This is a genomic window from Streptomyces sp. P9-2B-2 (assembly GCF_030406865.1).
In the GTDB taxonomy this organism is placed as follows: domain Bacteria; phylum Actinomycetota; class Actinomycetes; order Streptomycetales; family Streptomycetaceae; genus Streptomyces; species Streptomyces platensis.
In genome coordinates, this window is record NZ_CP129126.1 from 6,179,743 (window position 1) to 6,199,788 (window position 20,046).

Below are 20,046 nucleotides of genomic sequence, written 5' to 3' on the forward strand. Positions count from 1 at the left end.
CGCAGCACCCCCGACGGGCCGGCGCCCCGGTACTCCGGTCATCACAGCAGCCAGTAGAGGAACTCCACGATGTTCGAGGCGGTCGAAGAACTGATCGGCGAGCACGCCGATCTCGAGAAGCGGCTGGCCGACCCCGCGGTCCACGCCGACCAGCGCGAGGCCATGCGGCTCAACAAGCGCTATGCCGAGCTGACCCCGATCACCTCGACGTACCGCGACTGGAAGCAGACCGGCGAGGACATGGAGACCGCGCGCGAACTCGCCGCGGACGACCCGGACTTCGCCGCCGAGGTCAAGGAGCTCGACGCCCGGCGCGGCGAGCTGACCGAGAAGCTGCGCCTGCTGCTCGTCCCGCGCGACCCCAGCGACGACAAGGACGTCATCCTCGAGGTCAAGGCCGGTGAGGGCGGCGAGGAGTCCGCGCTGTTCGCCGGCGACCTGCTGCGGATGTATCTGCGCTACGCCGAGCGGGCCGGCTGGAAGACCGAGATCCTGGAAGCCAACGAGTCCGACCTCGGCGGCTACAAGGACGTCCAGGTCGCCGTGAAGACCAAGGGCGGGGGCGGCGCCACCGAGCCCGGGCAGGGCGTCTGGGCGCGGCTGAAGTACGAGGGCGGGGTGCACCGCGTCCAGCGGGTGCCCGCCACCGAGTCGCAGGGCCGCATCCACACCTCCGCGGCCGGTGTGCTGGTCACGCCGGAGGCCGAGGAGGTCGAGGTCGAGATCGGCCCCAACGACCTGCGGATCGACGTCTACCGCTCCTCCGGCCCCGGCGGCCAGTCGGTCAACACCACCGACTCCGCGGTGCGCATCACGCACCTGCCCACCGGCATCGTCGTCTCCTGCCAGAACGAGAAAAGCCAGCTCCAGAACAAGGAGCAGGCGCTGCGCATCCTGCGCTCCCGGCTGCTGGCCGCCGCCCAGGAAGAGGCCGAGCGGGAGGCGTCGGACGCCCGGCGCAGCCAGGTCCGCACGGTTGACCGCTCCGAGCGCATCCGGACGTACAACTTCCCGGAAAACCGCATCTCGGACCACCGGGTCGGCTTCAAGGCGTACAACTTGGACCAGGTGCTCGACGGCGAACTCGATCCGGTCATCCAGGCGTGTGTCGACGCCGACTCGGCGGCGAAGCTCGCCGCCGCCCAGTAAGCCCGCACGACCCGTTACGCCCCGGCCGGTCGACGGCGAACCCGCACCATGAAGACGCAGCGCACTAGGAGGAAGGCCCCGTGAACCTTCTGCTCGCCGAGGTGGCACAGGCCACCCAGCGGCTGGCCGACGCCGGTGTGCCCTCGCCGCGCTTCGACGCCGAGGAACTCGCCGCGTTCGTGCACGGCGTCAAACGGGGGGAGCTGCACCACGTCAAGGACGCGGACTTCGACGCCCGTTACTGGGAGGCCGTCGCCCGCCGCGAGGCCCGTGAGCCGCTCCAGCACATCACCGGACGGGCGTTCTTCCGCTACCTCGAACTGGCCGTCGGGCCGGGGGTGTTCGTGCCCCGCCCGGAGACCGAATCGGTCGTCGGCTGGGCGATAGACGCCGTCCGGGCCATGGACGTCGTCGAACCGCTGATCGTCGACCTGTGCACCGGCTCGGGGGCGATCGCCCTCGCCCTGGCGCAGGAGGTCCCCCGCTCGCGGGTGCACGCCGTGGAGCTGTCCGACGAGGCCCTGGACTACGCCCGCAAGAACGTCGAGGGGTCCCGCGTCGTTCTCCATCAGGGCGACGCGCTGACCGCGCTCCCCGAACTGGACGGGCAGGTCGACCTGGTCGTCTCCAACCCGCCGTACATCCCGCTGACCGAGTGGGAGTACGTCGCACCCGAGGCCCGCGACCACGACCCCGAGCTCGCGCTGTTCTCGGGGCAGGACGGCCTGGACACCATCCGGGGCATCGAGCGGACCGCACACCGTCTGCTGCGCCCCGGCGGCGTGGTCGTCATCGAGCATGCCGACACCCAGGGCGGGCAGGTGCCGTGGATCTTCACCGAGGAGCGGGGCTGGGCCGATGCGGCCGATCACCCGGACCTCAACAACAGGCCCCGTTTCGCCACCGCGCGCCGGGCGACGCCATGACGCGTTTCGCTTCGGCGCCTGATGCATCCGAAGTATTCGTTTCGCACGAGGAGGTCCCGTAATGGCACGGCGATACGACTGTAGCGACGCGACCGACCGCACCACCGGTCTGCGCGAGGCAGCCTCGGCCGTCCGCCGCGGTGAGCTGGTCGTGCTGCCGACCGACACCGTCTACGGCATCGGCGCGGACGCCTTCAGCGCCGAGGCCGTCGGCGACCTGCTGGAGGCCAAGGGCCGCGGCCGCGGTATGCCCTCCCCGGTACTCGTCGGGTCCCCCAACACCCTGCACGGCCTGGTCACCGACTTCTCCGAGCAGGCCTGGGAGCTGGTCGACGCCTTCTGGCCCGGCGCGCTCACCCTCGTCGCCAAGCACCAGCCGTCGCTGACCTGGGACCTGGGCGAGACCCGCGGCACGGTCGCCGTACGGATGCCGCTGCACCCCGTCGCGATCGAGCTGCTCACCGAGTTCGGTCCGATGGCCGTCTCCAGCGCCAACCTCACCGGCCACCCGTCCCCGCAGGACTGCGACGCCGCACAGGAGATGCTGGGCGACTCGGTCTCTGTCTACCTGGACGGCGGCCCCACGCCCGCCGCCGTACCGTCCTCGATCGTCGATGTCACCGGCAAGACCCCGGTACTGCTGCGCGAGGGCGCGATCAGCGCGGAAGAGCTGCGCAAGGTGGTACCCGAGCTCGAGGTGGCCAATTGATGGCGCCCCTGGGGCGTGGCATAGCGGGACCAGGTGGCGACACTCCTGTACCCCCTCCCTCCCCTTTTCGGATTCTCCACGTCAGCACCGGCAACGTCTGCCGCTCGCCGATCACCGAGCGGCTGCACCGCCATGCCCTGGAACTGCGGCTCGGTGCGGCCCGCAGTGGCGGGCTGCTCGTGGAGAGCGCCGGAACCTGGGGCCACGAGGGCGCCCCGATGGAGACGCACGCCGCCACGGTCCTCACCGACTACGGCGCCGACCCGGCCGGCTTCCTCGGCCGTGAGCTGCTCGACGAGCACGTCATCCGCGCCGACCTGGTGCTCACCGCCACCCGCGACCACCGCGCCCAGGTCATCTCGATGGGCCATTCGGCGGGGCTGCGCACCTTCACGCTGAAGGAGTTCAACCGGCTGGTGCGGGCCATAGACCCGGCCACGCTGCCCGAGCCCGATCCGGACCTGCCGGACGGCGGGCTGGTCGAGCGTGCCCGCTCGCTGGTCGGCGCCGCCGCGGCGCTGCGCGGCTGGCTGCTGGCGCCGAACCCGGAGTCCGACGAGGTCTACGACCCGTACGGCGCCCCCATCACCTTCTTCCGCTCCATCGGCGACGAGATCAACCAGGCGCTCGACCCGGTCGTCACCGCCCTCACGGGGCTCCCGGCGCGCGCCTAGGCGCCCCGGCCGCGGGCCCAGGCGCGCTGTCCCGCCGGACAGGCCCCCGGAGCCCGTGCCGAGCGGTCCGGGCCCCGGGGTGGCCTCCGGGCCCCCGAGCGGCCCGCACACCGCGCTTGATCGCCCTGCCGCGCCTACATTGGGACTACGTCCCCGTACGAGGCCCGGAGCAAGCGATGCCTGCCACCACCGCGTCACCCCGTAGCGAGACCCCGGACACCCTTTCCCCGGCCCCCGCGCCCGCTGCCGGCGCCGGTCCGGACGAGACCGTCGAGGACCGGGCGCGGGCCGCCCGTGAGGCCGGGACCCGGCCGGCCGGCTCCCCGGACTTCGCCGCTCTGCTGCGCCAGGACCCGGAGATCGCCGGCGTACTGCTCGGGGAGAGCGCCCGGCAGAACGACGGACTCCAGCTGATCGCCGCGGAGAACTTCACCTCGCCGGCCGTCCTCGCCGCCCTCGGGTCTCCCTTGGGCAACAAATACGCGGAGGGCTATCCCGGGGCACGGCACCACGGCGGCTGCGAGATCGTCGACCTCGCGGAGCGGATCGCGGTGGAACGCGCCAAGGCCCTCTTCGGCGCCGAACACGCCAACGTCCAGGCCCACTCCGGGTCTTCGGCCGTGCTGGCCGCCTACGCCGCCCTGCTGCGCCCCGGAGACACCGTTCTGGCCATGTCCCTCCCGCACGGCGGACACCTCACCCATGGATCACCGGCCAACTTCTCCGGCCGCTGGTTCGACTTCGCCGGCTACGGCGTCGACGAGGAGACCGGCCTGCTCGACTACGACGCGATCCGCGAACTGGCCCGCGCCCGCCGGCCCAAGGCCATCGTCTGCGGCTCGATCTCCTACCCACGGCACCTCGACTACGCCGCCTTCCGTGACATCGCCGACGAGACCGGCGCCTACCTGATCGCGGATGTCGCGCACCCCCTGGGGCTGATCGCCGGGGGAGCGGCACCCAGTCCCGTCCCGTACGCCGACGTGGTGTGCGGAACGACACACAAGGTGCTGCGCGGGCCGCGCGGCGGGCTGATCCTGTGCGGCACGAAGCTGGCCGAGCGGATCGACCGCGCGGTGTTCCCCTTCACCCAAGGGGGCGCCCAGATGAACTCCGTCGCCGCCAAGGCCGTGGCCTTCGCGGAGGCCGCCACGCCCGCCTTCGGCGCGTATGCCCATCAGGTCACGGCCAATGCCCGCGCGCTCGCCGAGGCGCTCGCCGGACACGGTCTGACCATCAACACCGGCGGCACCGATACCCATCTGATCACCGCCGATACCGCCCCGCTGGGCCTGGACGCGCGCACCGCCCGGGGCCGGCTGGCCGCGGCCGGTATCGTGCTGGACACCTGCGCGCTGCCGTGCGCCGAGTCCCCCGGCGCTCTCGCGGCGGGCCGGACCGGCATCCGGCTGGGCACCGCCGCGGTGACGACCCAGGGCATGGGCGAGACCGAGATGAAGGCGGTCGCCGAGCTGATCGTGGCGGCGCTGCAGGAGGACGGCGCGGTCCGCTCCCGTACCGTCGCTTTGGTCCGCGGATTCCCGCCATATCCCGATCGCGGATGACGGCGGGAACCATCCGCTGACGCCCGGCGTCTATTCCTGTATTCACGGCCAGGGGGCGGACACGCATAGGGTGTGGGGCTGTGATGGCCAGCTATACCAATGGGGCAGCCCGTGCGTGAATACCTGCTGACGCTGTGCGTCACGGCGGCGGTGACCTACCTGCTGACCGGCCCGGTGCGGAAATTCGCCATCGCGGCCGGGGCGATGCCGGAGATCCGCGCGCGTGATGTGCACCGCGAGCCGACGCCACGACTCGGCGGCATCGCGATGTTCGGCGGGCTCTGCGCCGGCCTGCTGGTCGCCTCGCATCTGACCAACCTCAAGACCGTCTTCGAGAACTCCAACGAGCCCCGGGCGCTGCTCTCCGGCGCCGCGCTGATCTGGATCCTCGGCGTCCTGGACGACAAGTGGGGCGTGGACGCGCTGGTCAAGCTCGGCGGCCAGATGATCGCCGCGGGCGTGATGGTCCTCCAGGGCCTGACGATCCTCTGGATCCCGATCCCCGGTGTCGGCACGGTCTCCCTCACCCCGATGCAGGGCACCCTGCTGACCGTCGCCCTCGTCGTGATCACCATCAACGCGGTGAACTTCGTGGACGGCCTGGACGGTCTCGCCTCCGGCATGGTGTGCATCGCCGCCGCGGCGTTCTTCATGTACGCGTACCGGATGTGGTTCGGCTACGGCATCGAGGCGGCCGCGCCCGCAACGCTGTTCTCGGTCGTTCTCATGGGCATGTGCCTCGGCTTCCTGCCGCACAACATGCACCCGGCGCGGATCTTCATGGGCGACTCAGGATCGATGCTGATCGGCCTGGTCATGGCCGCGGGTGCGGTCTCGGTGACCGGCCAGGTCGACCCGGACCTGCTCAACGTCAAGGCGGGCGGTCTGCGTGAGGCGACCCACGCGATGGTGCCGGTCTACATCCCGCTGCTGCTGCCGCTGACGATCATCGCGGTGCCGGTCGCCGACCTGATCCTGGCGATCGTGCGGCGTACGTGGCAGGGCCAGTCGCCGTTCGCCGCCGACCGCGGCCATCTGCACCACCGGCTGCTGGAGATCGGGCACTCGCACAGCCGGGCCGTGCTGATCATGTACTTCTGGTCGGCGCTGATCGCCTTCGGCGCGGTCGCCTACTCCGCGAACAACGCGAGCATGTGGATCGTGCTGGGCATCGTGCTGCTGAGCGCGGTGGGTCTGGTGCTGCTCCTGCTGCCGCGCTTCACGCCGCGGGCGCCGCTCTGGGCGGAGTGGATGGTGCCGCCGCGCTACCGCCGGCTCGCCCCCGCGACGGCGCCGGCCGCGACGACGGACGCGACCGGTGTGGGCCCGGACGACGACGAGAGCGCCGAGCCGGAGGAGGAGCGGGAGCCGGTCCCGGCGGGCCTCCACGGAGCCACCGCCATCGGGGACCGCTCACGCTTCGTGGGCCGCCGGAAGGCGGACAGTCACCGCTGATCCACAGGTTCGATCGCCCGAACGTGCCTCAGGAATCGGGACGGTTGACTCCATACCAGACATAAAGCGTCCCGTCAGTGCACCAACGCGCACGTTCACGCTCAGGTGTGACAGGGTCCACACGAACCAGGTAAAGACCTCATCAAATAGTTTGTGATACCGTTCACGAAACCCGGCGATAGAGCCGAAGGGCCGAAGTGCGACTGCCCTTGGGCCGCAGGTTCCGCCTCAGGCCGGGTCTACGCTCGTCCATGACGACACACCCCACATCTTTTGCCGGAGCGCCGCCATGCAGTCGAATGACGCCCGACTACTCCTTCACGCCGTTGTGCCCACCCTCGCCATCGGCGCTGTCGCCGTTGCCGTGAGCGGCGCGGTCGCAGGTGTGCCGGGAGTGCTCGGCGCCGTCATCGGCACCGCGCTGGTGCTGCTCGTGATGGGGGCCGGCCTCGTCGTCCTGCAAAAGACCGCGAAGAACCACCCGCAGCTGTTCCAGATGATGGGCCTGCTGCTGTACACCGTGCAGATCCTGTTCGTGGCGGTCTTCCTGATCGCGTTCAAGGACACCACGCTCTTCGATACCAAGGCTTTTGCGTTCACCTTGCTCGGCGCCACCCTCGTGTGGATCGCGGCACAGACCCGCGGTCATATGAAGGCGAAGATTCTGTACGTGGAACCCGACTCCGCCGGGACGAAGAAGGCGGAGACGGCGGGGTCGCCGACGTGACACGTAGGGCCGAGATAAATGCCCTCTTGCGGGCCTGCTATCGTCCGGTTCCAACTGCGGCACAGTTGGCGCAGGCGGCTGAGCTCCCGGGTTCCACTCGATGGAACGGGCAGTTCTCGCGGCCAATGCCTGTGATGTGGCCGGGCCCAGCGCCCGCCAGCCGCCCCCTAATCCGTAAGACCAGTCCAGTGCCGCTCCGTGGCTCAACGCCGCGCCGACACAACGAGGTTGCCGTACCCATGCGCCACGCTGAAGGAGCTCGCGGTGAGTGCTGAAACGATGCTCGCCTTCGAGACCGACTGCCACATCTTTTCCGGGTGCGGCTTCCCTGCTCCCGGGCTTCATTCGTTCGTCTTCCAGCCGCTGTTCACCATCAACGGCTTCGAGTTCAACAAGATCATGCTGCTGGCAGTGCTCAGCACCGTCGTGGTCGTGTGGTTCTTCTGGGCGGCGTTCGGCAAGGCCAAGGTGGTCCCGGGCAAGCTGCAGATGATCGGCGAAGCGGGCTACGACTTTGTGCGCCGCGGGATCGTCTATGACGCCCTCGGGAAGAAGGAGGGCGAGAAGTACGTCCCCTTCATGGTCTCGCTGTTCTTCTTCGTCTGGATCATGAACCTGTGGTCGATCATCCCGATCGCCCAGTTCCCGGTGACGTCGATCATCGCGTTCCCCGCCGGTCTCGCCGCGATCGTCTACATCACCTGGATGTTCCTGACGTTCAAGAAGCAGGGCTTCGTTGGCGCGCTGAAGAACCTGAGCGGCTACGACAAGTCGCTCGGCTGGATTCTGCCGCTGATCATGCTGCTCGAGCTGCTCCAGCACCTGATCATCCGCCCCTTCACCCACGCGGTTCGACTCTTCGCGAACATGTTCGCCGGTCACCTCCTGCTGCTGATGTTCACCATCGGCACCTGGTACCTGCTGAACGGCATCGGCATCGTCTACGCCGGCGCCTCGTTCGTGATGACCGTCCTTCTGACGGCGTTCGAGCTGTTCATCCAGGCCGTGCAGGCGTACGTCTTCGTGCTCCTGACCGCGAACTACATCCAGGGCGCGCTCGCCGAGCACCACTGAGCCCCCGCTTTCCCAGCCCCTACAGACGCCCGGTGGCCAACCCCCACCGGTCCGTGAAAGAGAAGGAAGTAACGGCATGTCCGCTGCTCTCGAGACTGTCAACCTCGCCGCCGGCGTCACCGGCAACCTCGGCTCGATCGGTTACGGCCTCGCCGCGATCGGCCCCGGCGTCGGCGTCGGCATCATCTTCGGTAACGGCACCCAGGCTCTTGCCCGTCAGCCCGAGGCTGCCGGCCTGATCCGCACCAACCAGATCATGGGTTTCGCCTTCTGTGAGGCGCTCGCCCTGATCGGCATCGTCATGGGCTTCCTCTTCAGGGCCTGACGGACCGCTGCAAACCCCTGACAGACGGAAGGCACTGATGTGAACGCCCTGGTGAACATGGCGGCGGAGGTTCCTGAGAACCCCCTGATCCCGCCGATTCCAGAGCTGGTCATCGGCCTGGTCGCTTTCTTCATCGTCTTCGGCTTCCTGGCCAAGAAGCTCCTCCCGAACATCAACAAGGTTCTGGACGAGCGCAGGAAGCTGATCGAAGGCCGGATGGAGGACGCCGAGGCGATTCAGGCCGAGGCTCAGCAGGTGCTCGCGGACTACCGAGCACAGCTCGCCGACGCCCGCCACGAGGCCGCGCGTCTGCGCCAGGAGGCGCAGGAGCAGGGCGCGACGCTCATCGCTGAGATGCGCGCCGAGGGCCAGCGGCAGCGTGAGGAGATTATCGCTGCCGGTCACGCCCAGATCGAGGCGGACCGGAAGCAGGCCGCGCAGGCGCTGCGCCAGGACGTGGGCAAGCTCGCCGTCGACCTGGCCGGCAAGCTCGTCGGGGAGTCCCTCGAGGACCACGCCCGGCAGAGCCGGACCATCGACCGCTTCCTCGACGACGTCGAGGCCAAGGCGGCGTCGGACGCGACGAAGGCTGAGGCCGGACGATGAACGGAGCGAGCCGCGAGGCACTCGCCTCCGCACGTGAGCAGTTCAACGCGCTGGCGGACAACACGTCCGTCGACGCCGCGAAGCTCGCCGAGGAGCTGGCTGCCGTCACCGCTCTGCTCGACCGCGAGGTGTCGCTGCGTCGGGTCCTGACCGACCCGGCGCAGGCCGCCGAGGCGCGCGCCGAACTGGCCGGACGACTGCTGGGCGGCAAGGTGGGCGGCCCGACCGCCGACCTGGTGTCCGGCATGGTCCGTGCCCGCTGGTCGGGTTCGCGTGACCTGACCCACGCGCTCGAGGAGCTGGCCTACAGCGCCGACCTGGTCGCCGCGCAGCGGGCCGGCCAGCTCGACGACGTCGAGGACGAGCTCTTCCGGTTCGGCCGGATCGTCAGCTCCAACAGCGAGCTGCGCGGTGCGCTGACCGACCGGAACGCGACGGTCGCGGCCAAGACGGAGCTGCTGAATGCGCTGCTGGGCGGCCGGGCCAACCCGGTCACCGAGCGCATCGTGATCCGTCTTGTCGTACAGCCGCGGGGCCGTAGCCTGGAAGCGGGGCTCGACGCCCTCTCCAAGCTGGCGGCGAGCCGCCGGGACCGCATGGTCGCGGTGGTCACCTCCGCGGTGCCCCTCAGTGAAGGGCAGCGGCAGCGCCTGGGCGCTTCCCTGGCGCAGCTGTACGGACGGCAGGTCCACCTGAACCTCGACGTGGACCCCGAGGTCCTCGGCGGAGTCCAGGTCCGGATCGGCGACGAGGTCATCAACGGGACCATCGCGGAGCGCCTCGACGAGGCGGGCCGGCGGATGGCCGGCTGACCCAGCCACCAACTCAAGAGCTGCACAACCGGCGGCCAGACGCCGGACCAGCCGGCCGGACCACGAGGTCCGGCTGCGGTCCGGAAGAAGCCCCGGGGACCAGCACAAGCATGACGGCGGCCCGAGTTGGGCCGTAAGCGGAAACCCCCCGGGGGACAGCCCCCCGGACACCCGCAAGTAACTTCGGGCCCAACAAGGAGAGCAGGGAACCCAGATGGCGGAGCTCACGATCCGGCCGGAGGAGATCCGGGACGCGCTGGAGAACTTCGTCCAGGCGTACAAGCCGGACGCGGCCTCGCGCGAGGAGGTCGGCACGGTAAGCGAGGCCGGAGACGGCATCGCGAAGGTCGAGGGCCTTCCCTCGGCGATGGCGAACGAGCTGCTGAAGTTCGAGGACGGCACGCTCGGTCTTGCGCTGAACCTGGAAGAGCGCGAGATCGGTGCGGTGGTCCTCGGTGAGTTCAGCGGCATCGAGGAGGGCCAGCCGGTGCAGCGCACCGGTGAGGTGCTCTCGGTCGCCGTGGGCGAGGGCTACCTCGGCCGCGTCGTCGACCCGCTGGGCAACCCGATCGACGGCCTCGGCGAGATCGAGTCCGAGGGCCGCCGCGCCCTGGAGCTTCAGGCCCCGGGCGTCATGATCCGTAAGTCGGTCCACGAGCCCATGGAGACCGGCTACAAGGCCGTCGACTCGATGGTGCCGATCGGCCGTGGCCAGCGTCAGCTGATCATCGGTGACCGCCAGACCGGCAAGACCGCCCTGGCCGTCGACACGATCATCAACCAGCGCGACAACTGGCGCACCGGCGACCCGAAGAAGCAGGTCCGCTGCATCTACGTCGCCATCGGCCAGAAGGGCTCCACCATCGCGTCCGTGCGCGGTGCGCTGGAGGAGGCAGGCGCCCTGGAGTACACCACCATCGTCGCCGCCCCGGCGTCCGACCCGGCGGGCTTCAAGTACCTCGCGCCCTACACCGGCTCGGCCATCGGCCAGCACTGGATGTACCAGGGCAAGCACGTCCTGATCATCTTCGATGACCTTTCGAAGCAGGCCGACGCCTACCGCGCCGTGTCCCTGCTGCTGCGCCGTCCGCCGGGCCGTGAGGCCTACCCGGGCGACGTCTTCTACCTGCACTCGCGTCTGCTGGAGCGCTGCGCCAAGCTCTCCGACGAGATGGGCGCCGGCTCGATGACCGGCCTCCCGATCGTCGAGACCAAGGCGAACGACGTGTCGGCGTTCATTCCGACCAACGTCATCTCCATCACCGACGGCCAGTGCTTCCTGGAGTCGGACCTCTTCAACGCGGGCCAGCGCCCGGCGCTGAACGTGGGTATCTCCGTCTCCCGCGTCGGTGGCTCCGCCCAGCACAAGGCCATGAAGCAGGTCTCCGGCCGGCTCCGCGTGGACCTCGCCCAGTACCGCGAGCTGGAGGCGTTCGCCGCCTTCGGTTCCGACCTGGACGCGGCCTCCAAGCAGCAGCTGGAGCGCGGTAAGCGGATGACCGAGCTGCTCAAGCAGGCTCAGTACGCCCCGTACTCCACCGAGGACCAGGTCATCTCCGTCTGGGCCGGCACCAACGGCAAGATGGACAACGTCCCGGTCGAGGACATCCGCCGCTTCGAGCGGGAGCTCCTGGACCACCTCCACCTGGAGAAGAAGGACCTGCTGACCAGCATCCGCGAGGGCGGCAAGATGTCCGACGACACCATCGGTGCGATCGCCGAGGCCGTCGACGGCTTCAAGCAGCAGTTCGAGACCTCGGACGGCAAGCTGCTCGGCGAGGACGCCCCGGCCGGCACCAGCAAGTGACGACGGAAGGGACCTGATCCATGGGAGCCAAGCTCCGGGTCTACAAGCGTCGCATCCGCTCCGTCACCGCGACCAAGAAGATCACCAAGGCGATGGAGATGATCGCCGCCTCGCGCGTCGTCAAGGCGCAGCGCCAGGTGGCGGCGTCGACGCCGTACGCGAGTGAACTGACCCGCGCGGTGACAGCGGTTGCCACGGGCTCGAACACCCAGCACCCGCTGACGACGGAGGCGGAGCAGCCCTCGCGGGCCGCGCTGCTGCTCATCACGAGCGACCGCGGTCTGGCCGGCGGCTACTCCTCCAACGTCCTCAAGGCCGGCGAGCAGCTCACCGAGCGGCTCAAGGCCGAGGGCAAGGAGGTCGACGCCTACATCGTCGGGCGCAAGGGTGTGTCGTACTACGGCTTCCGCGAGCGCAAGGTCGTGGAGTCGTGGACCGGTTTCACCGACAGCCCGACGTACGCGGACGCCAAGGCGATCGCGGCTCCGCTGATCGAGACCGTTCAGCGGGACACGGCCGAGGGCGGCGTGGACGAACTCCACATCGTCTTCACCGAGTTCATCTCGATGATGACGCAGACGGCGCTCGACGACCGGCTGCTGCCGCTGAGCCTCGACAAGGCGGCGGAGTCGGACGAGTCGGCGCAGGCTGGCGAGATCCTTCCGCTGTTCGACTTCGAGCCGTCGGCCGAGGACGTCCTCGACGCCCTGCTTCCGCGGTACGTCGAGTCGCGGATCTACAACGCGCTTCTGCAGGCCGCCGCCTCCAAGCACGCCGCCACGCGGCGTGCGATGAAGTCGGCGACCGACAACGCGGAAGACCTCATCAAGTCGCTCTCGCGGCTTGCCAACGCGGCCCGACAGGCCGAAATCACCCAGGAAATCAGCGAGATCGTCGGTGGTGCCAGTGCTCTGGCCGACGCGACCGCGGGGAGTGACAAGTAATGACGACCACTGTTGAGACGGCCGCCGCCACGGGCCGCGTCGCCCGGGTCATCGGCCCGGTCGTCGACGTGGAGTTCCCCGTCGACGCGATGCCGGAGATCTACAACGCGCTGACTGTCGAGATCGCGGACCCGGCCGAGGCCGGGGCCAAGAAGATCCTGACCCTCGAGGTTGCCCAGCACCTGGGCGAGGGCCTGGTCCGTGCGATCTCGATGCAGCCCACCGACGGTCTGGTCCGCCAGGCCGCGGTGACCGACACCGGCGCCGGGATCACCGTCCCGGTCGGCGATGTCACCAAGGGCAAGGTGTTCAACACCCTCGGCGAGATCCTGAACGTGGACCCGTCCACGGTTGAGGTCACCGAGCGCTGGCCCATCCACCGCAAGGCTCCGGCCTTCGACCAGCTCGAGTCCAAGACCGAGATGTTCGAGACCGGCGTCAAGGTCATCGACCTGCTCACCCCGTACGTCAAGGGTGGAAAGATCGGTCTGTTCGGTGGTGCCGGTGTCGGCAAGACCGTCCTGATCCAGGAAATGATCTACCGCGTGGCCAACAACCACGACGGTGTGTCGGTGTTCGCCGGTGTCGGCGAGCGCACCCGTGAGGGCAACGACCTCATCGAGGAAATGACGGAGTCCGGCGTCATCGACAAGACCGCGCTGGTCTTCGGTCAGATGGACGAGCCCCCGGGCACCCGTCTCCGCGTCGCCCTGGCCGGTCTGACCATGGCGGAGTACTTCCGCGATGTGCAGAAGCAGGACGTGCTGTTCTTCATCGACAACATCTTCCGGTACACCCAGGCGGGTTCCGAGGTGTCGACCCTGCTCGGCCGGATGCCCTCCGCGGTGGGTTACCAGCCGAACCTGGCCGACGAGATGGGTCTCCTCCAGGAGCGCATCACCTCGACCCGTGGTCACTCGATCACCTCGATGCAGGCGATCTACGTCCCCGCGGACGACCTGACCGACCCGGCGCCGGCCACCACCTTCGCCCACCTGGACGCGACGACCGTTCTGTCGCGTCCGATCTCGGAGAAGGGCATCTACCCGGCGGTCGACCCGCTGGACTCGACGTCCCGGATCCTGGACCCCCGCTACATCACGCAGGAGCACTACGACTGCGCGTCGCGGGTCAAGACGATCCTCCAGAAGTACAAGGATCTCCAGGACATCATCGCGATTCTGGGTATCGACGAGCTCGGCGAGGAGGACAAGCTCACCGTCCACCGCGCCCGTCGTATCGAGCGGTTCCTGTCGCAGAACACCCACGTGGCGAAGCAGTTCACCGGTGTCGACGGCTCGGACGTCTCGCTGGACGAGTCGATCACCGCGTTCAACGCGATCGCGGACGGCGACTACGACCACTTCCCCGAGCAGGCGTTCTTCATGTGCGGTGGCATCGAGGACCTGAAGGCCAATGCCAAGGAGCTGGGCGTCTCCTGACCCCGGCACCGGTCCCGGGGGCGGCCCTGGCCGCCCCCGGCCCGTACGACCACTAGTATTTGACCCAACATCTGCCAAACCAGGCAGGTGGAGACCCGAGGAGCCATCGTGGCTGAGCTGCACGTCGAGTTGGTCGCCGCGGACCGTCAGGTCTGGTCCGGCGAGGCCAGCCTGGTCGTCGCGCGCACCTCGTCGGGCGACATCGGCGTCATGCCCGGACATCAGCCGCTGCTCGGCGTGCTGCAGTCGGGCCCGGTGACGATTCGTACGACCGGCGAGAGCGGGGACGGCACCGTCGTCGCCGCGGTGCACGGCGGTTTCATCTCCTTCGCCGACAACAAGCTGTCTCTGCTCGCGGAGATCGCGGAACTGTCGGACGAGATCGATGTCCAACGCGCGGAGCGGGCCCTGGAGCGAGCGAAGTCGGACGCTGACGCGGCCGCCGAGCGTCGCGCCGATGTCCGGCTGCGTTCGGTGACGGGCGTTCACTGAGCCCCGCCGCCGAAGAGATCGATCCTCAGCCGCGGGCTGCCCGGAAACCTCCGGAGCGGCCCGCGGCTGAGGCAATGCAGGTGCGTTTCCCTCCCTCGCGCCCTCACGGCGCGGGGGGACACCCTTCGAGGCGAGGAGGTCGGTCGAGATGTTCCTCGCTCTGCTTGTGAGCGGCATCGTCGTGGTGCTGGTACTGCTGGGGCTGTTCGTCTTCGGACTGCGGCGACGGCTCATCCAGCGCTCCGGTGGCACCTTCGATTGCAGCCTGCGCTGGAACGTCCCGGAGCACGAGACCGGCGGCAAGGGCTGGATCTACGGTGTGGCGCGCTACAACGGCGACCGGGTCGAGTGGTTCCGGGTCTTCTCGTACGCGCCCCGTCCCCGCCACCTCCTGGAGCGCTCCGCCATCGAGGTCCTGGAGCGCCGCACTCCCCAGGGCGAGGAGGAGCTGGCGCTGCTCTCCGACTCCCTCGTACTGGCCTGCCGGCACCGTGGCACCCGCCTGGAACTGGCGATGAGCGAGGACGCGCTCACCGGCTTCCTCGCCTGGCTGGAGGCGGCACCGCCCGGCCAACGAGTCAATGTGGCCTGAGCTGGGCGGTCTCGTTGGATGGGGGTCCCCCCGGACGAAGTCTGGGGGAGGGTGAACGTGGCCTGAAACTGGAACGTGGCTGCCTGATGCCGGCCTGAAACGGCCGTCGCTGAGGCGCTACGGGAATTCCGTCTGCCGTTGCTGCGTTGCGGCCCGCAAGGGGGGCCCGCACCCCCTACGGGATGCGTTCGGCCGGCCCCTACGTGTGGCTGCTCCTGCGTGCCGCCGCCCTCCAGCCCGCCCCTACGTGCGGCCGCTCCGACGGGCCGCCCCCACCCCCTACGGCCCGTCCACTCCCAACTCCTGTGCCAGTACGGCCGCTTGCACCCGGCTGCGCAGATCCAGCTTCGCCAGCAGCCGGCTGACATGGGTCTTCACGGTGGCTTCCGCCATCGCCAGCCGCAGCGCGGTATCGGCGTTCGACAGCCCCCGGCCCAGACAGCCCAGCACCTCCAGCTCGCGCGGGGTCAGCGCGTCCAGGACCGCCCGGTCCGGCGCGGGGCCCTGGCGCGCCGGCCGCCCCGCCGTCCGCGGGTTCGCGAACTCCGCGATCAGCCGCCGGGTCACCGCCGGGGCGATCAGCCCCTCGCCGGACGCCACGGTGCGCACGGCGGTGAGCAGCGCGGCCGCGTCGCTGTCCTTGAGCAGGAAGCCCGCGGCCCCCGCCCGCAGTGCGCCGAAGACGTATTCGTCCAGGTCGAAGGTGGTCAGTACGAGGACATCCGCCAGCCGCTCGGCGACCACCTGCCGGGTGGCGGAGACCCCGTCGAGGCGGGGCATCTGGATGTCCATGAGGACGAGAGCGGGGCGCAGCTCGCGGGCGAGCCGTACCGCCTCGACGCCGTCCTCCGCCTCGCCGACGACCTCGATGTCGGGGGCGGAACGCAGGATGAGGACCAGTCCGGCCCGTACGGAGGACTGGTCCTCGGCGACGAGAACCCGGATCGGCGGTGTGTCGGCGCCTGTCATCGTCGTGTTTCCTCCCCCAGATCGGACCGGGCCGCCCCCGTGAGCCCGGTCGGACGGCGTCTTTCGGCCAGACCCTGCATGCGGTTCTCCCGGGTCGCCGAGGGGGCGGTCACCCACCATCCAACACGGCGCCGCGGCCCGCCGCCGCCACGTCCGGGTCATCCCCGTACGGAGCGCGCTACATCGAAAGTTGCAGCCCCGGATCATCGCGTGTGACGAGGTGGCGGCCGGGGGCCGTTGGGAGGCTGGAGACGTTCGATGGAGGGTTCGGAAAGGAGACAGCCGTGATCGTCGTGCTGATCGTGGCCTGCGAGGTCGGCTTCTGGGTACTGCTGGCGCTCGGTCTGGCGCTGCGCTACCTGGCACGGATGCCGCGCACCGGAGCGGTGGTGCTGCTGATGGAGCCGCTGCTGGAGCTGGTCCTGCTGATCGTCACGGCGGTCGACCTGAAGAACGGCGCGCCCGCGGACTGGAAACACGGGCTGGCCGCCGTCTATATCGGCTTCACGGTCGCCTACGGCCACTACACGATCAAGTGGGTCGACGGACACTTCGCGCACCGCTTCGCGGGCGGGCCGCGGCCGGTCAAGCGTTATGGACTCGCCCGTGCCAAGCACGAGGGGAAGCTGTGGGTGCGCACGGTGGTGATGGCCGCGGTCGCCGCGGCGCTGCTCCAGATCGCGGTCTGGTACGTCGGTGACGGCGGCGACACCCGGTCGCTGCACGAGTGGCAGCTCACCACCCTGCGGATCGTCGCCGTCCACGGTGTGATCGCGCTGACCTACCTCATCTGGCAGAAGAAGGACCCGGGCCGGACCACGGCCGACGAGGAAGCGGCCCGGCCGCCGCAGAAGACGCTGAGCTAGGGGGCGAGCCCCGGGTCAGCGCTCCCCGCCCGGTACCCACAGCACGTCCCCGACCTCCTTGTTGGCCGTACGGGCCAGGATGAACAGGAGGTCGGAGAGGCGGTTGAGGTAGGTGGCGGTGAGCGGGTTCATCGTCTCGCCGTGCTCCTCGAAGGCCGCCCAGGTCGAGCGCTCGGCACGGCGGACGACCGTGCACGCCTGGTGCAGCAGCGCGGCGCCGGCCGTGCCGCCCGGGAGGATGAAGCTGCGCAGCTTCTCCAGCTCCGCCAGGAAGCGGTCGCAGTCGGCCTCCAGCTTGTCGATATAGCTCTGCTCGACGCGCAGCGGCGGGAATTCCGGGTTCTCCACCACCGGCGTCGACAGGTCCGCGCCGACATCGAACAGGTCGTTCTGCACCCGCAGCAGCACCGCGGCGACGTCCTCGGGGAGCGAGCCGAGCGCCAGGGCCACGCCGATCGCCGCGTTGGCCTCGTTGGCGTCCGCATACGCCGAGATCCGCGAATCGGTCTTGGCGGTACGGCTCATGTCGCCGAGGGCGGTGGTGCCCTTGTCGCCGGTGCGGGTGTAGATGCGCGTCAGATTCACCATGTGGGCGAGCCTACGCCGCGGACCTGCGGAAGGCCCGGGTGCCATAGGTCACGGACAGCGCGGCGAACGCGACCGCGACCAGCACGCCGTGGAGCAGGGCCGGGGAATCGTAGGAGCCGACGAAGGCCGCCCGCACCGCGTCCACGAGATAGCGGAACGGCATGAAGTGCGAGAGCACATCGAGCCACGTGGGCCCCAGGGCCATCGGCAGCATCAGCCCGGACAGCAGCATCGAGGGCATGGTGACGGAGTTGATGACCGGCCCGAACTCCTGCGGGCTGTTCACCTTCAGCGCCAGCGTGTACGACAGCGAGGCCAGCGCCACGGTCAGCACGGCGACGAACGCGAAGCCGATGAGGATGCCGGGCAGGGGTGCGCGCAGCCCCATGGCCAGCGCGGCCAGCACCAGCAGTACCGCCTGGAAGACGAACAGCAGGGCGTCCCGCAGCACCCGCCCCAGCAGCAGCGCCAGCCGGCTCACCGGGGTCACCCGCATCCGCTCCACGACCCCGTACTGCTTCTCGACGATGATGCCGAAACCGCAGAACGAGGCCCCGAACAGGGCGAGTTGGAGCAGGAGTCCGGGCACCAGTACCTGCCAGGAGCTGCCGGACGCGGACAGTGGCAGCCCGGTGAGCAGCGGCCCGAAGAAGAGCAGATACAGCAGCGGCATCAGCACACCGAAGAGCATCTGGAGTCTGGAGCGCAGCGTCTGGCGGGCGTACCGCCCGAAGACCAGCGCGGTGTCGGAAAGCAGGGCGGACAAGGAGAGCTCCTAGAGGGCGACGGGGGTCTGGTCCCGGGGCGCGGGGGCGGCGCCGGTGATGGCGAGGAAGGTGTCCTGGAGGGAGGCGTCGGGGGAGCCGGCATGGGCGCACTTGAGGGCCTCCGGGGTGCCCTCCGCGACCACCACGCCCTTGTCGACGATCACCAGCCGGTCGGCGAGGGCATCGGCCTCGTCGAGGTAGTGCGTGGTCAGGAAGACGGTGGTGCCGTGCTCGGCGCGGATTCGGCGGACCAGCTCCCACAGATCGGCGCGGCTGCCCGGATCGAGCCCGGTGGTGGGCTCGTCGAGGAACAGCACCTGGGGGCGGTGGGTGAGGCCCATCGCGATGTCCAGCCGGCGCCGCTGACCGCCGGAGAGCGTCGCGGTCCTGCGGTCGAGCAGCTCCTCCAGGCCCAGGTCGGCGGCCAACTCCGCGGCACGGGCCAGGGCTTCGGCCTTGGTGAGGCGGTAGAGGCGGGCCTGGGTGACCAGCTCCTCCCGTACGGAGACGTTCGGGTCGACGCCGCCGGACTGGGCGACGTAGCCGGCGGCCCGGCGGACGCCCGCCGGGTCGCGGACCAGGTCGCACCCGGCGACGGTCGCGGTGCCGCCGGTCGGCGCGAGCAGGGTCGTGAGCATCCGAAGGGTGGTGGTCTTGCCGGCGCCGTTGGGGCCGAGGAAGCCGAGGATCTCGCCGCGTTCGGCGGTGAGGTCGATACCGCGGACGGCCTCTACGGGGCCGCTCTTGGTGGTGAAGGTCCGGGCGAGTCCGGACGTGCTGAGGACTGGCATGCCCTCAGAAAAACAGAGGGACTTAAAAATTGCAACGTCCCCAAAATTGCAATCCACCCAGCGAGGGATAGGGTGAGGGCATGACAGAGGGGCTCAGGGAGCGGAAGAAGCGGCAGACCCGCCAGTACATCTCGGACGTGGCCACCGGCCTCTTCCTGGCGCGCGGCTTCGACGCGGTGACCATCGCGGAGATCGCCGAGGCCGCCGAGGTCTCCGTCAACACCGTCTACAACTACTTCCCGGCCAAGGAGGACCTCTTCCTCGACCGGAGCAAGGGCCTCGTGGACCGGCTCTGCCGCTTCGTGCGGGGCCGGGCGGCGGGGGAGTCCGCGGCCGCCGCCGTGCTGCGCGAACTGCGCGAAGAGGTCGAGGCGGTCTCACCGCGGGTCGGGCTGATCGAGGGGTACGACCAGTTCATGCGGGTGGTGGACGGGGCGCCCACCCTCAAGGCGCGGCTCTGGTACCTCCAGCAGGAGATCCACACCAACCTGGAGGGAACCCTCCGGGAGGAGACCGGAGCCCCGGCCGGCGATCCGCTGCCCGGCCTGATGGCGGGCCAGATCGGCTGGGTGCACCAGAGTCTGATGGGGTGGATCGCGCAGGAGATGTTCGCCGGCCGCAAACCCGCCGAGGTCTCCCGGGAGGCCCTGGTCCTGCTCGACGAGATGGAAGAACTTCTGGGTGAAAAGGTCCTCAACTACGCCGTACGGGCGGCCGGCTGACGGCGGACTGTCCGGTTCGCGCCCCGCGGAAGCACCCCGGCGGT

General features: G+C 69.6%; 22 protein-coding genes. 18 read left to right on the top strand and 4 right to left on the bottom strand.

Annotation, left to right across the window (positions count from 1 at the left end; genetic code table 11):
- The first annotated feature begins 69 nt into the window (after nt 1–69).
- The 16 genes from prfA to QT196_RS27410 all read left to right on the top strand — a co-directional run bounded on the left by prfA (nt 70) and on the right by QT196_RS27410 (nt 15,299).
- A complete protein-coding gene (prfA, locus tag QT196_RS27335) occupies nt 70–1,149 on the top strand; it encodes a peptide chain release factor 1 (protein ID WP_168481384.1) in 1,080 nt (359 codons plus the stop codon).
- A gap of 80 nt (nt 1,150–1,229) precedes the next feature.
- A complete protein-coding gene (prmC, locus tag QT196_RS27340) occupies nt 1,230–2,075 on the top strand; it encodes a peptide chain release factor N(5)-glutamine methyltransferase (protein ID WP_085922925.1) in 846 nt (281 codons plus the stop codon).
- A gap of 61 nt (nt 2,076–2,136) precedes the next feature.
- Entirely contained in the window at nt 2,137–2,784 is a 648-nt protein-coding gene (locus tag QT196_RS27345) for an L-threonylcarbamoyladenylate synthase (protein WP_085922926.1), read from the top strand.
- Nucleotides 2,784–3,458, top strand: a complete 675-nt coding sequence (locus QT196_RS27350) for a protein-tyrosine-phosphatase (RefSeq protein ID WP_211117431.1) — start codon at nt 2,784–2,786, stop codon at nt 3,456–3,458. Before QT196_RS27345 ends, QT196_RS27350 begins: the two co-directional genes overlap by 1 nt.
- A gap of 176 nt (nt 3,459–3,634) precedes the next feature.
- On the top strand, nt 3,635–5,023 hold the full coding sequence (gene glyA / locus QT196_RS27355; protein ID WP_290355881.1) for a serine hydroxymethyltransferase: 1,389 nt from the start codon (nt 3,635–3,637) through the stop codon (nt 5,021–5,023).
- Between the two features lie 99 nt (nt 5,024–5,122).
- Nucleotides 5,123–6,478 carry an MraY family glycosyltransferase gene (locus tag QT196_RS27360; RefSeq protein ID WP_290355882.1) on the top strand — a complete coding sequence of 452 codons (1,356 nt, stop codon included), beginning with the start codon at nt 5,123–5,125 and terminating at the stop codon, nt 6,476–6,478.
- Between the two features lie 289 nt (nt 6,479–6,767).
- Entirely contained in the window at nt 6,768–7,205 is a 438-nt protein-coding gene (locus QT196_RS27365) for a hypothetical protein (RefSeq protein WP_290355883.1), read from the top strand.
- A gap of 279 nt (nt 7,206–7,484) precedes the next feature.
- Nucleotides 7,485–8,279, top strand: coding sequence for a F0F1 ATP synthase subunit A (gene atpB, locus QT196_RS27370; protein ID WP_266734395.1), 795 nt, complete (start codon nt 7,485–7,487; stop codon nt 8,277–8,279).
- A 76-nt stretch (nt 8,280–8,355) separates the two neighbouring features.
- Nucleotides 8,356–8,604 (top strand): ATP synthase F0 subunit C, encoded by a 249-nt coding sequence (gene atpE, locus QT196_RS27375; protein ID WP_266733451.1) that lies wholly within the window; start codon nt 8,356–8,358, stop codon nt 8,602–8,604.
- A 39-nt stretch (nt 8,605–8,643) separates the two neighbouring features.
- Nucleotides 8,644–9,210, top strand: coding sequence for a F0F1 ATP synthase subunit B (locus QT196_RS27380; RefSeq protein ID WP_290355884.1), 567 nt, complete (start codon nt 8,644–8,646; stop codon nt 9,208–9,210).
- Nucleotides 9,207–10,022: a F0F1 ATP synthase subunit delta gene (locus QT196_RS27385; RefSeq protein WP_168481389.1), complete on the top strand. Its 816-nt coding sequence runs from the start codon at nt 9,207–9,209 to the stop codon at nt 10,020–10,022. The genes QT196_RS27380 and QT196_RS27385 overlap by 4 nt, the downstream gene beginning before the upstream one ends.
- A 214-nt stretch (nt 10,023–10,236) precedes the next feature.
- Nucleotides 10,237–11,829, top strand: a complete 1,593-nt coding sequence (gene atpA / locus QT196_RS27390; protein WP_168481390.1) for a F0F1 ATP synthase subunit alpha — start codon at nt 10,237–10,239, stop codon at nt 11,827–11,829.
- Between the two features lie 20 nt (nt 11,830–11,849).
- A complete protein-coding gene (locus QT196_RS27395; RefSeq protein ID WP_168481391.1) occupies nt 11,850–12,773 on the top strand; it encodes a F0F1 ATP synthase subunit gamma in 924 nt (307 codons plus the stop codon).
- On the top strand, nt 12,773–14,215 hold the full coding sequence (gene atpD / locus QT196_RS27400; RefSeq protein WP_168481392.1) for a F0F1 ATP synthase subunit beta: 1,443 nt from the start codon (nt 12,773–12,775) through the stop codon (nt 14,213–14,215). The genes QT196_RS27395 and atpD overlap by 1 nt, the downstream gene beginning before the upstream one ends.
- 108 nt (nt 14,216–14,323) lie before the next feature.
- On the top strand, nt 14,324–14,707 hold the full coding sequence (locus tag QT196_RS27405) for a F0F1 ATP synthase subunit epsilon (protein ID WP_085922935.1): 384 nt from the start codon (nt 14,324–14,326) through the stop codon (nt 14,705–14,707).
- 148 nt (nt 14,708–14,855) lie between these two features.
- Nucleotides 14,856–15,299: a DUF2550 domain-containing protein gene (locus tag QT196_RS27410; RefSeq protein WP_085922936.1), complete on the top strand. Its 444-nt coding sequence runs from the start codon at nt 14,856–14,858 to the stop codon at nt 15,297–15,299.
- Between the two features lie 279 nt (nt 15,300–15,578).
- Here the strand turns inward: QT196_RS27410 and QT196_RS27415 are convergent, their stop codons facing one another.
- On the bottom strand, nt 15,579–16,268 hold the full coding sequence (locus tag QT196_RS27415) for a response regulator transcription factor (protein WP_266733444.1): 690 nt from the start codon (nt 16,266–16,268) through the stop codon (nt 15,579–15,581).
- Between the two features lie 284 nt (nt 16,269–16,552).
- Here QT196_RS27415 and QT196_RS27420 point away from each other — a divergent pair, with 284 nt between their 5' ends.
- Nucleotides 16,553–17,134 (top strand): hypothetical protein, encoded by a 582-nt coding sequence (locus QT196_RS27420; protein WP_168481393.1) that lies wholly within the window; start codon nt 16,553–16,555, stop codon nt 17,132–17,134.
- Between the two features lie 15 nt (nt 17,135–17,149).
- Here QT196_RS27420 and QT196_RS27425 read toward each other — a convergent pair whose 3' ends face one another.
- From QT196_RS27425 to QT196_RS27435, 3 genes are read right to left on the bottom strand one after another with little or no spacing between them, the layout of a single operon-like run.
- Entirely contained in the window at nt 17,150–17,722 is a 573-nt protein-coding gene (locus tag QT196_RS27425) for a cob(I)yrinic acid a,c-diamide adenosyltransferase (protein WP_168481394.1), read from the bottom strand.
- A 10-nt stretch (nt 17,723–17,732) separates the two neighbouring features.
- The gene (locus QT196_RS27430) at nt 17,733–18,488 is read right to left on the bottom strand and encodes an ABC transporter permease (RefSeq protein ID WP_211117434.1); all 756 of its coding nucleotides are present in this window, start codon (nt 18,486–18,488) and stop codon (nt 17,733–17,735) included.
- Nucleotides 18,489–18,497: 9 nt separating this feature from the next.
- Nucleotides 18,498–19,280, bottom strand: coding sequence for an ATP-binding cassette domain-containing protein (locus QT196_RS27435; RefSeq protein WP_290355885.1), 783 nt, complete (start codon nt 19,278–19,280; stop codon nt 18,498–18,500).
- 80 nt (nt 19,281–19,360) lie between these two features.
- Between QT196_RS27435 and QT196_RS27440 the strand changes: the two genes are divergently transcribed.
- Nucleotides 19,361–20,002 carry a TetR/AcrR family transcriptional regulator gene (locus tag QT196_RS27440; protein WP_290355886.1) on the top strand — a complete coding sequence of 214 codons (642 nt, stop codon included), beginning with the start codon at nt 19,361–19,363 and terminating at the stop codon, nt 20,000–20,002.
- Nucleotides 20,003–20,046: the final 44 nt, after the last annotated feature.